12 protein-coding genes and 1 pseudogene are annotated in these 14595 nt (G+C 59.4%); 5 read left to right on the top strand and 8 right to left on the bottom strand.

Features of this window, described 5'->3' with window-relative positions; all coding sequences use genetic code 11:
- Nucleotides 1-23 precede the first annotated feature (23 nt).
- The 6 genes and pseudogenes from WD026_RS09505 to WD026_RS09480 form a co-directional block, all read right to left on the bottom strand.
- Nucleotides 24-440, bottom strand: a pseudogene (locus WD026_RS09505) (TniQ family protein); the annotation flags it as partial.
- Nucleotides 437-1342: a TniB family NTP-binding protein gene (locus tag WD026_RS09500; protein WP_425723425.1), complete on the bottom strand. Its 906-nt coding sequence runs from the start codon at nucleotides 1340-1342 to the stop codon at nucleotides 437-439. The gene WD026_RS09500 and the pseudogene WD026_RS09505, both read right to left, overlap by 4 nt.
- The gene (locus WD026_RS09495; RefSeq protein ID WP_425723424.1) at nucleotides 1339-3336 is read right to left on the bottom strand and encodes a Mu transposase C-terminal domain-containing protein; all 1998 of its coding nucleotides are present in this window, start codon (nucleotides 3334-3336) and stop codon (nucleotides 1339-1341) included. The genes WD026_RS09500 and WD026_RS09495 overlap by 4 nt, the downstream gene beginning before the upstream one ends.
- A complete protein-coding gene (locus tag WD026_RS09490) occupies nucleotides 3302-3958 on the bottom strand; it encodes a Tn7 transposase TnsA N-terminal domain-containing protein (RefSeq protein WP_425723423.1) in 657 nt (218 codons plus the stop codon). Before WD026_RS09490 ends, WD026_RS09495 begins: the two co-directional genes overlap by 35 nt.
- Nucleotides 3959-4132: 174 nt before the next feature.
- Nucleotides 4133-4363, bottom strand: a complete 231-nt coding sequence (locus tag WD026_RS09485) for a DNA-binding protein (RefSeq protein ID WP_425723422.1) — start codon at nucleotides 4361-4363, stop codon at nucleotides 4133-4135.
- A 641-nt stretch (nucleotides 4364-5004) separates the two neighbouring features.
- On the bottom strand, nucleotides 5005-6813 hold the full coding sequence (locus WD026_RS09480; protein WP_425723421.1) for an AAA family ATPase: 1809 nt from the start codon (nucleotides 6811-6813) through the stop codon (nucleotides 5005-5007).
- A 650-nt stretch (nucleotides 6814-7463) separates the two neighbouring features.
- Between WD026_RS09480 and WD026_RS09475 the strand changes: the two genes are divergently transcribed.
- The 5 genes from WD026_RS09475 (at nucleotide 7464) to WD026_RS09455 (ending at nucleotide 12073) form a co-directional block, all read left to right on the top strand.
- Nucleotides 7464-8225: an ABC transporter ATP-binding protein gene (locus WD026_RS09475; RefSeq protein WP_425723420.1), complete on the top strand. Its 762-nt coding sequence runs from the start codon at nucleotides 7464-7466 to the stop codon at nucleotides 8223-8225.
- Nucleotides 8222-8926 (top strand): ABC transporter ATP-binding protein, encoded by a 705-nt coding sequence (locus WD026_RS09470; protein ID WP_425723419.1) that lies wholly within the window; start codon nucleotides 8222-8224, stop codon nucleotides 8924-8926. The genes WD026_RS09475 and WD026_RS09470 overlap by 4 nt, the downstream gene beginning before the upstream one ends.
- A 27-nt stretch (nucleotides 8927-8953) precedes the next feature.
- On the top strand, nucleotides 8954-10177 hold the full coding sequence (locus tag WD026_RS09465) for an ABC transporter substrate-binding protein (protein WP_425723418.1): 1224 nt from the start codon (nucleotides 8954-8956) through the stop codon (nucleotides 10175-10177).
- 88 nt (nucleotides 10178-10265) lie between these two features.
- On the top strand, nucleotides 10266-11153 hold the full coding sequence (locus WD026_RS09460; RefSeq protein WP_425723417.1) for a branched-chain amino acid ABC transporter permease: 888 nt from the start codon (nucleotides 10266-10268) through the stop codon (nucleotides 11151-11153).
- On the top strand, nucleotides 11150-12073 hold the full coding sequence (locus WD026_RS09455) for a branched-chain amino acid ABC transporter permease (RefSeq protein ID WP_425723416.1): 924 nt from the start codon (nucleotides 11150-11152) through the stop codon (nucleotides 12071-12073). Before WD026_RS09460 ends, WD026_RS09455 begins: the two co-directional genes overlap by 4 nt.
- Nucleotides 12074-12088: 15 nt before the next feature.
- On the opposite strand, the gene WD026_RS09450 is transcribed toward WD026_RS09455, so the two are convergent.
- Entirely contained in the window at nucleotides 12089-12850 is a 762-nt protein-coding gene (locus tag WD026_RS09450; protein ID WP_425723415.1) for an SDR family oxidoreductase, read from the bottom strand.
- Between the two features lie 38 nt (nucleotides 12851-12888).
- Nucleotides 12889-14526 (bottom strand): sensor histidine kinase, encoded by a 1638-nt coding sequence (locus tag WD026_RS09445; protein WP_425723414.1) that lies wholly within the window; start codon nucleotides 14524-14526, stop codon nucleotides 12889-12891.
- Between the last annotated feature and the right edge of the window lie 69 nt (nucleotides 14527-14595).

Below are 14595 nucleotides of genomic sequence, written 5' to 3'. Positions count from 1 at the left end.
CAACGGTCTTGGAGTTGGCACTTGTGAACATTACATCGGGTGCAAACTGAAAGTCGCCAGTACCATCTGAGGTAGGGCACCTGATCCTCTAAGAAGCATGCAGAACACCAGCGGTAGCTAGGTCGCCCATCAACCTTGAAGAAACTGTTTCTGTGGCGCGATCGGGAGAGAAGAGACTTGTATGCATACTTGGCTTCTCCGCAAGAAGAAGCTCTGATATCCGCAAGTGCCAACAGCTTGTACCAATCTTCATTGGTTACACCGCAATCCCAGTCTTTGTTTTCGGGCTGAATGCGCGTGACCTGACAAAGCCTGCTGAATGAATATCCGTGTGAGCCACTCAACCGCTGCACCCACGAGGCAGGACTCTCATCTAAGTAGGGTTCGGGTCTAGCGAACAAACATGCCTCTACAGAAGCTGCTGGTTCTAGATGCTTCATGTACCCTTGCCCATGGGAATACGTGGAGAAAACGGGTTTATACGATCCTGCGATGCGCCCTTGGCGTCCTCATAGGCCTTGATGAAATCATCTGCTGTAACTTTATGACTATTACGCTCAGCCGCACGTATACTGGCGTAAGCAAGCAGCCGCTTCAAAGCTCTAATATTTCCTTTAGTGGCGTTGTGAAGAGCGCGGGCCAAGGGGCCATTGATGACGGCGAGATCGACCTCGTTTATTTGTGCTGCAAAACTAGCTAGCAACTGACGCCAGGGATCTCCGAACTCGAACGGTGAGAGGGTGAATGTCGCGCTGGCTCGGCTTGTGAATTGAGGATTGATAACTTGTAGACGCTCCAGAGCCTGAGTGCCGGCACCAATTACTGGGAAGTTAAATCTGTCCATTCTGACTTTTAGCCAATCGGTTACAGCCCTGGCTGTGATGTCTCGATTTCCCTCGCATACATGCTGCATTTCATCGATTAGAAGCGCCAGCGGGCGCTTGCGCTCAAGTCGCGAGTCGATCATCTGATTCATTAAATCTAGGCCCGGCCGTGAAGGAAGGGCGGGATAGCCGAGCGCGAGTGTCATGGCTGACGCTATCCTGTGAGTATCAACGGCACTGTCCAAGCTTACGCTTAACAAGGTCTCTTCTCGAGACATCCCCAGTGAGCGTGCCATGTGCATCTTGATCTTTTGTAATAGCAGACTTTTTCCCATTCCGGGCTCCGCCTGGATCATAATGCCGCTTGGAATATTCAAGGCGCGTAATCTTTCGATCAGTTCAATGCAGCTAAGAAAAACCCGACTAAATTCAGGATGTTCGACTATCACCGTTAGAACTGAATTGGCTGCTTGGAGCGATTGTGGAGACATGGCGCTCCTTAAATCGTCTGGTTTCATGGGGTATCCTCCTCCATCGAGTATGCTGTGTAGGGAATGACCGTAGTGAGTGCATCACTCATGGCAATGCTTGGTTCGGGAACCTGACGACGTATCTGATCCTTCGGGTTGTTTGGTATGCCGATTCTTGCGGAAGACATTCCTTGCGCACGAATCAACTCCAAATCTTTTCTTGAGCGGATGCCCCGTTTGGTCGCTCCGATCCAGCGATCCTGCAAGTCGGCCTTTGCAATCAGAAGGATCTCTTCTGCATTAGACTTTGTGAGGTTCTTCCCAGCTTCGCTGCGGATCAATTCGTGCTGCAGTAGAGATGTTCCGCTCGCATATTCAAGACTGGGTCGCTGAGCTTCAACCTGTATCCATCGGTCTGCTTTGGGGAGATGCACATAGATCAAGCCAAGATCATCTGGGTCGACCCTGATCTCCGTCCTAAAGCTCTGAGAATATCGTCGGCGATATTCTTGAAGCTCCAATGAGTTGTAACGTAGGTAGTGAAAAAAAACTCCGTCTCCTGTAATGGTTCTTTCGGTTGATATGCCCGCTGCCAAGTCAAGGGGCGTGAGATCTGTTGGCAGTAAAGCAGGGGGGGAGGATTGCAGTCCTTCTTCCCAAATATCAATGGAGCGAACTAAGGTCTTGGGGTGTATATGAAACGGATATACCTTTACGGCCCAAATCAAAAGACAGCAGCAGAGGTCGTCGAACGAGATTGCCGCAGATTTGGCGGGATTAATGATCTGGGCATTCTTCAGCGGTGCAAATACCTTGCCTGCTATTGGTAGCGTTCGGTTGAGTTCCATCATTACTCGTTCCACAGAGGCTTTCAGCCAAGGTTGTCGAACGGGGTTATAGATGATGTCAGTACGCAGATGCCAGCCTATACGACGGAACGCGCGCGAGTGAAATTCCAGCCCGTTGTCGACCACGTAGCACTCTGGAACGCCCATTGCAGTCCATGGAGCGTCAATCTCCGGAATTCCGGCAATCAATTCATCTTTAGGCAAAATGGAAGACCGTATGGCTTTAGCAACCGTCCCGCTTGATGGTCCATAGAAGCTAATGTAAAGACCCAAGATATAGCCGGACAGGCGATCCATCACTACCGTGATCCATGGGCGCCCAAGCGGGACGCCGCTGCGAGGGTCAAGTACCCACACATCGAGCAGGGTGTGATCGATTTCTACTCGTTCAAGGATCCGCGTACTTTGGTCTCCCTTCATACTGTAGCGCCACTTGTTACGAGCGTACCCAACTCCCAAGCGTTTGCTGTCGCGAACAAACTCAGGAATCTCGTGGATTCGCCGTGCGATTGTTTTCTCGCCTGGCAAAGTGAGTTCTGATCCATCTCTTCGATTGGTCTGCCTTATCTCGTTGCAAATCGCTTCGTGGGTTGCCTTAATGGATTTGCCTCTAAGCTGAAGGTAGTGTCGTGAGATCATTTGGTCTACTATGACCTCAATGGTGCGGTTTATTCGCTTTGGTTTTTTGGCTAGAGGACGTCGATCACAAAGTGCGAAAGGATTGTTGCCCTCCCTCTGAAAGCGTTTTAACCACGCCATGAGGGTGGCAGGCTTCGGGGGCTTGAAGCTGCTCAGCAACTCTGGCTCAATGTTGTTGGCTGCAACCCCTTGTTTGCACACATCGTTGATGACTTTGCCCAGCTGATTGGTACTTTTCGGTGCTGCTCGAGCCCGGATGGCTGCTGACACGAAGGCCATACGAAAAGCAATCAACGCTTCTTGTTTTTGGTTTAACGTGCTTGGCAGTTTTATGATTTTTGTATCATCGAATTCCTGCCTCGAGGATGGTGGATTTGCAAATACTTGAGTTATTTCACCACTGAGTATTTGCCGGTAAAGCTTCGAGACTTGAAAAGTATTCACCTCGAATGTGTCCAGATACTTGAATTGGACCTTCCCACCCCCGAGATCTCGTTCAAACTCTAAAGTCCGGGCCCCTTTACGCAAGACCAAGCCACGTGCAAAAGAAAGCATGGCAGTCCTCCTCGCGTTGATTGATTTCCACCCTCTCGTCAGTATTAATGTTCAGGCCGCTTGGAACCCGAAGCTGGTGTGTAGCCACCATATTCCAGACTACCGACTCAGATACTCCTGCCTCGATAATGTCTTTTATCGCGGCATCCCCATGGAAATACTCTTCAAAGAGCTTTCTGCAATGGAGAGCTTCCGCTGGACTGATTTGCATCCGTCCGTATCTCATCAGCAGCAAGGCTCTCGAACTGAGCCCATGGGCGTCTATCTGCTTGTCAGTTACAACCAAGAAAGAGTGACCGATACTGGCCATGTGATTCTTGACTGCGGTGAGTAGCTGCTGATTCTCCTTTAGGAAAACTTCAGGCTTCACTTCGATTACTACCCTGCTTCCATCAGCAAAAGTGATTCTGAAATCTGGCGTATAGCGGTGTGTTTTGTCGTCCCCTAGCCAGACCTCAAAAGGTTGGTGGACGATGTCTTCTACTACGGGGCAACTTAGTGCCACCATGATGAATCGCTTCTCAAGATGCGATTCATGTTCAACTGCATGGTCTAGCAACCAGCTGGCGTTGACTAACCCGACTTCGCGGTGTGGTGCTCGAGTGACTACCTTGCGTGTCATCGTTCTCTCCGGGGTGATGAGTGCTCGCTGACTTGCTCAATAGTCAACGGGCACGACTTGACTTCACCGCCGTTCCGAGAGAAACTTCTACCCAGGGTACCAACCTAGATATCGTTCTTCGGTATCGGCAGCGCCAGTCACTTGAAAGAGTGGTTGGCGTTTTGCTTTTCTGGGCTACATAACATCCTCCGCTCCAACCGGAGCTACGTTCGATCGATTCGCCTTGAGCCCAAGCTTCACCGCGATCCTGTGTGACTCTCCCCGCGTCGCCTTGGACCTGCCGCTTAAAACCGCGTACACCAACTCCTGGCGACAGTGATTGGCGCGAGCCCAATCGGCAACGCTCTGCCCGCTGATAAAAAACTCAGCTCGTACCTTCTCGAGCTCTTCGGGGGTGAGTCGCATGGTTTGATGATAGCAAAATTGGCGAAAACGTTTAAATGTTTTGCGATTCATTCCATTCCTCATGCCACGCGTTTTATTCAGTTTTGTATATTTACCTTGTTTCAAAGTGAATTAGCTTGCGCGTGATGGTTGTCGGCAAGTACTCTTGCGGCGGTCGCAACCATAGTGCGCGACACTGGAATCGGTGGGCGTTTGGCGTTCTGGCAGCAGATGTACCGATCTCGAATAAATCTTGTTGTAATGCCTTCTCGCAAATCGAGTTCATGAGTACACATGAGTCCTGACCGGTGAGTTACTCGTTGCAGATTGATGCTCTCCGACTCTTTAGCGCCAGCGGTCGCCCTTGAAGGTTGGCAAGCAATGCCCCACAGGTGGAATGGAGTGGAGAGCTTGTCCAGAAGCTCCGAACGTGACTTCGGCCCGTGCAGGGTCAGCTACGCTCCAACCAATGCACAGCGGAAAACTCGTCTACGACAGAGGGCGTGCAGGGACGGTCCTGCTCCGACGGGCACTCGTCTCACTGCTGTCGACCACGTGAAAGTGCGCGGGGCGGCCGGCTTTGCGAGCCTGACCCTCTGACTTTTCCCCGTCTTTCCACGCGGGTCGAGCGGTCTCGGCGTCACCTGCGCCGCACATCCGTCCTAATGCAGCATGTGCCGTTGCAGATTTTGCTGGCTCCAACGCTGGAGGAAATGAAGTACGACGCGGCGCAGCTCGCGTGCGTTGAGTGGAGCCCCCTCGTAGATATCGCGAGGTGGCGTAGGCAGCAGCGCTTCATGCACGTTCCACTCCCGCGCGATGTCCGAGATGATCCCGCCTACTAGCACCTGTTTATGCTCATCTCTCGGCGAGCCAATCAATATGACGGTGAAGCGAGATAGCAGCGCCTTTGGAATGCCTCCGACGTGGTTGGCTGTTCCCCAGAAACAAAGTCTGCTCAAGTCGCACTCGGCCTGAAGAAAGTTGTCGCGCCAACGACTGGCTGACTCAGGCTCTAGTAATCCCAGAAGCACAGACTGCACCGGGGAGCTGTTTGAAGATCGGTCTGTGGCCTTGTCCAGTTCATCCAGAAGGACAACCAAGCTCGCGGTTTTGTTGCGAAGGATCGATCCCAAGAGGGGTGACGGCTCACCTGTCGCCCATCCCCTGGACGTGCCGGTGAACGGCTTGCTGTCGCTGAGGCCGCCCAGTGAAATCGGCAAAAACGGGAGGCGAAAAAGCTCTGAAATCCGTCTGACGAACCGTGTCTTTCCACTACCCGGTGCTCCAACCAGAAGTACAGGGGACATCTGTAAATGATGAACACCGAAGAGACAGCGCGGTCTGAGCATGCTCGCCAGTTCTTGAACCGCGGATTGCGCCCAAGGAAACTCGGCTTCCAAGCTGGCCAAAGCAGCTTCCAGTTTCGAAAGGGTAGGCATCCGTGCTGCGGGTACCGGATCTAAGAGAGCCTCATATTGCCGAACAACCTCTTTATCTTGCTTGTCAAACGCTTCAGGAATGGGCCCTCTAACCACCTTCACGTTGAGCGCGTTGTCGAGGTGATGAGACGTACCATCAGTGTCGGCGTTGCGGCGGTTCTCTCCTAGCTTTGCCAAGTACGCGCTTCCCAGGAGATGAAGCGCTACAGCTCGCATCAGAGTTCCGTCTCTGTAGAACACCGTCTCGGGATCTTGGTCGATCGTCGCGAGTCTTTCGGCCATGCGAACCCACAGACCTGAGCCGACGCTTTGGAACAAATCGGCCCTGTCGAACACCGCGCCCAGCCGCGGATGAAGCGACTCGTTGCAAGCCAGGAGCGCGATGATTCTTATCGTTGCTTTGCAATCTTCTGCATCTAGCGAGCCGAGTCCGTCGAGCCGATCGCACTGAGCGACGTATTCGAGACACTTGATAAGGACATCGCTGATAAAGTGCGGCACACGCAAAGGCTTCGACTTCGCATCGTGGCCGGCACCTGAAGTCGTTAGTACGGGGAGCGGTCTGATCTTGCTGTCGGCGCTGTTTCCATCCCATGCTGCTACTGGCACGTTAAAGCCGTGGGACTGCAGAAGCGTCAGCGCCAGCATCTCGGACAACACGGGACTGTTGTTCCACTTGCACAAGATGCCTAGCCACTCCTCCCTGAACCGGAGTTCACTTTGCGGCTCGAGCCCAAAATCCGACAGCCTGTTCAGTATGTCTAAGGCTAGGTTCAGTCTGGGTTGCCTGCCCGAGGCCGCTGCCAATGCGCGCCGTACAAGCTTGTAAAACTTGCTGTGCTTCGATGTGGCGTCGCCCGCGTTGATCGCAAGCTGCAGCAACGGATGCCTAAACGTGTGACTTCCAAGAACCCTGCGCCGGGCCCGCTTGAGGTCGGCTAGTGCGTCTGCATCAACCATATCTTTCCCCTGAAAGGTTTGAACGGTTGCGGTGCAGGCCTCAAGCCAGTTGAGACGGTAGGAGAGCAACTTCCTTGGGTGCTACAGAGCTCCCAACTTTGTCAGGCTAGCTGCGGGTACCGTAGATGCGCAAGCATTCCGCGATGTTGTCCGACAGACGTTGATTTTTCGATGTCGATAACCTGTGTTGCAGCCATTTCAGACGTTCAAAAAGGGCTCGGTACTTGTGGCCCTCTGAACGTAAGAACAGTCATAAAAGCTCAGGGCGGCCTAGCTCGTCATCAGTCACGCGGTCAAGAGATGCACGACCTTCGCAACGGATCGAGTCACGCTCCTATCTGCGGGCCGTACCTAGACGGCGCGAGCCTGTTTTTGGCTACTGCGTCGATGCACCGCTCCCCCCTTTCATGTCCGCCGATGCGGGGAGCAAGAAAAACTCAATGTTGAGTGGCGCGAAATCGGAAAAAACTGATGTCCAGTGGCGCGGCGATTCAAAGAGTAAAAACCTGAAGCATCGAGGGGTCTTTTGAAATCAAGGGCTTACACCGGCGTCGCCGCGAACTTGAGTGGCGTTCCGCAGCTGGCGGGTGTCCTGCCCGTGACGGCCTCCGGGTGGATTCCCTAGTGGTGCGTCTTTGTTAGTTTGCTAACAATGCTCCACATACCCCCACACCCTGTCTGCGACGGACCATCGGTGGCCTCGCAGACGACCGGAATCCATGAGCAACGAATACATCCTCGAAACGCGGGATCTCACCCGCGAGTTCAAAGGCTTTGTGGCCGTCGACAAGGTGAACCTGCGCGTCAAGCGGGGTTCCATCCACGCCCTGATCGGCCCGAACGGCGCCGGCAAGACCACGGTGTTCAACCTGCTGACCAAGTTCCTGCCGGTCAGCGCCGGTCAGATCTTCTACAAGGGCCAGGACATCACGCCGCTCAAGGCCGCCGAGGTGGCGCGGGACGGCATGGTCCGCTCGTTCCAGATCTCGGCCGTGTTCCCGCACCTCACCGTGCTGGAGAACGTGCGCATCGGCCTGCAGCGGCAGCTGGGCACCAGCTACCACTTCTGGAAGCCGGAGTCCTCTCTGTACCAGCTCAATGACCGTGCCCGCGAACTGCTTGACGAGGTGGACCTGGGCAGCTTTGCCGACACCATCACGGTGAACCTGCCGTATGGCCGCAAGCGGGCGCTGGAGATTGCGACCACGCTGGCGCTGGACCCGGAGCTGATGCTGCTGGACGAGCCCACCCAGGGCATGGGTCACGAGGACGTGGGCCGCGTGGTCGAGCTCATCCGCAAGGTGGCGGCCAACCGCACCGTGCTGATGGTGGAGCACAACATGAACGTGGTGTCCAACCTGTCCGACACCATCACGGTGCTGGCGCGCGGCAGCGTGCTGGCCGAAGGGCCTTACGAGACGGTGTCCCAGGATCCCCGGGTGCTGGAAGCCTACGTGGGTTCGACCGAGGAGACCGCATGAAACAGCCGCTGCTGAAAGTGTCCGGGCTGGATGCCTGGTACGGCGAATCGCACATCCTGCATGGCGTCAATTTCGAGCTGTACGAGGGTGAACTGATCACCCTGCTGGGCCGCAACGGCGCCGGCCGCAGCACCACCATCAAGTCCGTCCTGGGCCTGGTGGGCAAGCGCACCGGCTCGGTCCAGATCAACGGGGTGGAGACCATCCACATGCCCACCAACCGCATCGCGCGGCTGGGCCTGGGCTACTGCCCCGAAGAGCGCGGCATCTTCTCGTCGCTGAGCTGCGAGGAGAACCTGATGCTGCCGCCCAAGGTGGGCGAGGGCGGCATGAGCATCGAGGAAATCTACGAGATGTTCCCCAACCTCAAGGAGCGCCGCAACAGCCAGGGCACACGCCTCTCGGGCGGTGAGCAGCAGATGCTGGCCATGGCCCGCATCCTGCGCACCGGCGCCAAGGTGCTGCTGCTCGACGAGATCACCGAAGGTCTGGCACCGGTCATCGTGCAGACCCTGGGCCGCGTGATCCGGGCCCTCAAGGCCAAGGGCCTGACCATCATCCTGGTGGAGCAGAACTTCCGTTTTGCCGCACCGCTGGCCGACCGTCACTATGTGATGGAGCACGGCCAGATCGTGGCCACCGTGGCCAAGAACGAACTCGAAAGCAAGGCAGAGATGCTGCGCGAGTACCTGGGCGTCTGACGCCTTCTTTTCATCTGGAGACAAGACATGAAACGCAAACTGATCGCTGCCGCCATTGCCACCGCCCTGGCTGGCGCTGCCCCCTTCGCCATGGCCCAGCAGGGCAAGCTCTCGGGTGATGCCGTCAAGATCGGCGTGCTGACCGACATGTCCGGCCTGTACGCCGACTACGGCGGCCCCGGTGCCGTGGCCGCTGCCCGCCTGGCGGTGCAGGACTTCGGCGGCAAGATGTTCGGCAAGGACATCGTGGTGGTCAACGCCGACCACCAGAACAAGCCCGACATCGCCAAGAACGTGGCCCAGCAGTGGTTCGACCGCGACGGCGTGGACATCTCGGTGGAGAACCTGAACTCCGCCGTGGCCCTGACCGTGCAGGCCCTGGCCAAGGAAAAGAACAAGATCACCATCACCACCGGTGCCGCCACCGCGCGTCTGACCAACGAAGACTGCGCCCCGGCCAACGGCATCCATTACCTGATGGACACCATCGCCCTGTCCAACGTGGTGGGCAAGGCCATCGTGAAGGACGGCGGCGACAGCTGGTTCTTCCTGACCGCCGACTACGCCTTCGGCCACTCCCTGGAGAAGGACACCGGTGAGGTCGTGAAGAACGCCGGTGGCAAGACCATGGGCGCCGTGCGCCACCCGCTGGGCACCAGCGACTTCTCGTCCTTCCTGCTGCAGGCCCAGACCTCGGGCGCCAAGGTGGTCGGTCTGGCCAACGCCGGCGGCGACACCGTCAACAGCATCAAGGCCGCCGCTGAATTCGGCATCACCCGCAAGCAGAACCTGGCTGCCCTGCTGATGCTGCTGACCGACGTGCACGCCATCGGCCTGAACACCGCACAGGGCCTGTACCTGACCGAAGGCTGGTACTGGGATCTGAACGCCGAGACCCGTGCCTGGGCCGACAAGTTCAGCAAGGTCATGAACGGCCGCAAGCCGAACTCCAACCACGCCTCCGTCTACTCGGCCACGCTGCACTACCTCAAGGCCGTGCAGGCCGCCGGCACCGACGACACCGCGGCCGTCATGGCCAAGATGAAGGAAATGCCGATCAACGACATGTTCGCCAAGGGTGGCAAGATCCGCGAAGACGGCCGCATGGTGCACGACATGTACCTGTTCCAGGTGAAGAAGCCGTCCGAGTCCAAGGGCGCCTGGGACTACTACAACCTCAAGGGCACCGTGAAGGGCGACGACGCCTTCCAGCCGCTGGCCAACAGCCGCTGCGCTGCCATCAAGAAGTGACGGACCCGGCCGGCTGATGCCGGCCTGAACACCGAGCCGAACAGACGGGCCGTGCCGGCCACGGCCCGTCCACATTCAACGGACTGCAATGGACCAGATCTTTGGCGTACCGACAGCAGCCTTCATGGGGCAACTCATGCTCGGGCTGGTGAACGGTTCTTTTTACGCACTTCTCTCGTTGGGCCTGGCCGTCATCTTCGGCATGCTCAACATCGTCAACTTCGCGCACGGCGCGCTCTACATGACGGGCGCCTTCTTTGCGTGGATGCTGCTCAACTATGCCGGCGTGAATTACTGGTTCGCGCTGCTGCTCGCGCCGCTGGCCGTGGGCCTCATCGGCGTAATCATCGAAAAGACCATGCTGCGCTGGCTGCATGGGCTGGACCACCTCTACGGCCTGCTGCTGACTTTCGGCCTGGCCCTGCTGCTCGAAGGTGTGTTCCGCGAGTTCTACGGATCGTCGGGCCTGCCCTACGAACTGCCCGAGATCTTCCGGGGTGGCTTTGATCTGGGCTTCATGTTCCTGCCCAAGTACCGGGCCTGGGTGATCTTTGCGGCGGTCTTCGTCTGCCTGGCCACCTGGTTCGTGATCGAGAAGACCAAGCTGGGCGCCTACCTGCGTGCCGGCACCGAGAACCCCAACATGGTCAAGGCCTTCGGCATCAACGTGCCGCTGATGGTGACCCTGACCTACGCCTTCGGCGTGGGCCTGGCCGGCCTGGCCGGCGTGATGGCCGCGCCCATCTACCAGGTGAGCCCGCTGATGGGTTCGAACATCATCATCATCGTGTTCGCGGTGGTGGTGATCGGCGGCATGGGGTCCATCCTGGGCTCCATCCTGACCGGCCTGGTGCTGGGCCTGATCGAGGGCCTGACCAAGGTCTTCTATGCCGAGCTGTCCTCGACCGTGGTGTTCATCATCATGGTCATCGTTCTGATGTTCCGCCCGGCGGGCCTGTTCGGTCGGGAGAAATGATGTCCAAGACCCGCATTCTGTACAGCGTCCTTTTTGCGGCGCTCGTGGTGGCTCCCTTCGTGGGCTACCCCATCTTCCTGATGAAGGTGCTGTGCTTCGCGCTCTTCGCGTGTGCCTTCAACCTGCTCATCGGCTTCACCGGCCTGCTGTCCTTCGGCCACGCCATGTTCTTCGGCTTCGCGGCCTATGTGTCGGGCCATGCAGCCAAGGTCTGGGGTCTCACCCCCGAGCTGGCCATCCTGGCCGGCACCCTGTGCGCCACGGTGATCGCTGTGGTGACGGGCTGGCTGGCGGTGCGGCGGCAGGGCATCTACTTCGCGATGGTGACGCTGGCCCTGGCCCAGATGATCTATTTCATCTGCGTGCAGGCCCCCTTCACCTACGCCGAGGACGGCATCCAGAGCATCCCGCGCGGCAAGCTGTTCGGCGTGATCGATCTGGCCAACGACACCGCCATGTACTACGTGGTGGCGGCCATCTTCGTGTTCGGCTTCGCGCTCATCTACCGCATCATCCACTCGCCCTTCGGGCAGGTGCTGAAGTCGGTGCGCGAGAACGAGCCGCGCGCCCTGTCCCTGGGCTACAACGTCGACCGCTACAAGCTGCTGGCCTTCGTGCTTTCCGGCACCATCGCCGGCCTGGCGGGCGCCACCAAGTCGATCGCCTTCGGCATCGCCACCCTGACCGACGTGAGCTGGCAGATGTCGGGCGAGGTGGTGCTGATGACGCTGCTCGGCGGCATGGGCACCATCCTGGGCCCGGCAGTCGGTGCGGCCATCATCGTGACCATGCAGAACTACCTGGCCGACCTGGGCTCCATGGTGTCCATCATCATGGGCCTGACCTTCGTGGTCTGCGTGCTGGCGTTCCGCCGCGGCATCGTCGGCGAGATCGAGTTCCGCCTCGGCAAGAAGGGCTGAGCCCCTTCGCCTGGCTCAGAAATGGGCCAGGTAGCCGCCGTCCACGGCGAGCGTGTGTCCGGTCACATAGCTCGCCGCGTCGGACGCCAGGAACACCGCCGCGCCGGCCACCTCGTCGGGCCGGCCCCAGCGCCCCAGCGAGCTGCGGCGTGACAACCAGTCCTGAATGCCGGCATCGACCACCATGCCGGCATTTGTTTCTGTGGCAAAGAATCCTGGCGCAATGGCATTGACCCGGACCCCGTGAGGGCCGAGTTCGGCCGCCAGTGCCCGGGTGAAGGCCTCCAGCGCCCCCTTGGTGGTGGTGTAGGCCGCGTCGCCCGCCCGCGCGATCGGGCCGGCGATGGATGTGACGTTGATGATGCTGCCGCTGCCCTGCTGCCGCATGGGGCGGGCGGCCTCGCGGCACAGGTGCCAGGCCGACACCAGGTTGACGTCCAGCAGATCGCGCAGGGCCTGGGCCGGCAGATCGTCCAGCGGGGCGCGGTGGCGCTGCCCCACGGTGTTGATCAGCACGTCCAGACGGCCCTCGGCCTGCAGCAGGCGCTGCAGCGCGGCGGTGGCAGCGGGCAGGTCGGCCACGTCCAGCGGGCAGGCCACGGCAAGTGGACCCAGATCGGCCGCTGCCTGCGCCAGGGCATCGGCATCCCGACCCACCAGCCATGTGCGTGCGCCGTGCGCGATCAGGCCCGCGGCCATGGAGCGGCCCAGGCCGCGGGTGGCGCCGGTGACCAGTGCCACCCGGCCGGTGAGATCGAAGAAGCTGGGGGTCTGCATAGGCGCCGGATTATCCGGCGCCGTGGCGAAGTGCGCCGTCAGACCGACAGCTCGGCCAGGGCCGACGCCGAGAAGCGCATGGTCGGTTCGGCCTCGGCGCAGGGCAGGGTGAAGTAGAAGGTGCAGCCGTGGCCAGGTGCCGACTCGCACCAGATGCGACCGCCGTGGCGTTCGATGATGCGCTGGGTGAGCGACAGGCCGGTGCCGGTGCCTTCGAAGTCCATCGAATGGTGCTGGCGCTGGAACATGACGAACAGGTTGTGTGCCTTGGTCATGTCGAAGCCGGCACCGTTGTCCCGGATGTAGAACATGCGCCCGCCCACCGGGTTGATCTGCCAGCCCAGCTCGATGCGCGGGTTCTCGGTCTTGCGGGTGAACTTGACCGCGTTGTCCAGCAGGTGGCCGAAGGCCTGGGCCAGCATCATGGCGTCGCCCAGCAGCACCGGCAGCTCGTCGTCGATCACCCATTCGATGCGGCGGTCACGGTGTTCCTGCTGCAGGTGCACCAGGATGCCCCGCAGCAGCTGGGTCATGGGCACCGCGTGCTGGTCCACCGTCACCCGGCCCAGCCGCGCGTACTCCAGCAGGCCCTCGATCATCAGACCCATGCGCTTGCTCGATTTGGCGATCGAGCCCAGGTACTGGATGGAGGTGGGGTCGCCACCGTCGCCCACATGCTCCTGCAGCAGGGACACGAAGCTGGTGATGTGGCGCAGCGGCGCCCGCAGGTCGTGCGACACCATGTGCGAGAACACGTCCAGGTCCTTGTTGGCCGCCACCAGCTGGCGGGTGCGTTCGGCCACCCGTTTCTCCAGCTCGCGGTTGAGGTCGTTCATGACGTCTTCCAGGCTCTTGGCCGCCGTCATGTCGCGGGTGATGCACGAGAGGCCCTGCAGCTCGCCCTGCTCGTTGCGCAGCGCGGTCAGGATGGTGTGCGCCCAGAAGCGCGAGCCGTCCGACCGCACCCGCCAGCCCCGGCTTTCCCACTGCCCGTGGGCCTTGGCCAGGCGCAGCACCTGCGGCGCATCGGTCTCGTCCTCGCCGTTGGTCATGGTGCTCATCAGCACCTCGAAGGGCAGACCCTCGATCTGTCGGCGCGTGTGGCCATGCAGGCGCTGGGCGCTCTCGGTCCATTCGGTGATGCAGCCCTCGGCGTCCACAAAGTAGACGCAGTAATCCTGGATGGCCGAGACCATGAGCCGGTAGCGCTGCTCGCTGGCGTACAGCTCGGCGGTGCGGGCTCGCACCCGCTCTTCCAGTTCCTGGTTGGCGTTGAGCACCATCTCTTCGGTGCGCTTGCGTTCGCTGATGTCGTGCAGCTCGATGAAGATGCCGTTGACCTCGCCGTCGCGAACGTCCGGGATGTAGTGGATCTCGTAGCAGTGATCCCGCCCGTCCACGTCGCGGCGCACCGCCTCGAAGCGCTGCTCCTGGCCACTGAGCGTCTCGGCCAGCCGGGGCAGGATCTCGGCCATCACGTCGGGGTGGACGATCTCGCTCATGTGCCGGCCCAGCAGCTCGTCCGGCTGGCAGCCGTAGCTCGCGGCGTGGGCGATGTTGGCGAAGCGGCAGACCAGGTCCCGGTCGTAGTAGGTCAGCCGGGCCGGAATCCGGTCGGTGAAGCTGCGCAGCAGACTCTCGGGCGCCAGGTCGGCGGTGCTGCGGTCGGTGTCCATGGGCGGGCCTCCTGGGGAAACGGGGATGCGTGGAACGCGTTGTCTCCACCGTATCGACCCGCCCCGCCA

It is taken from the genome of Hydrogenophaga sp. R2 (assembly GCF_049843595.1).
Taxonomy (GTDB): domain Bacteria; phylum Pseudomonadota; class Gammaproteobacteria; order Burkholderiales; family Burkholderiaceae_C; genus Hydrogenophaga.
This window is presented reverse-complemented; position numbering and strand designations above follow the sequence as displayed.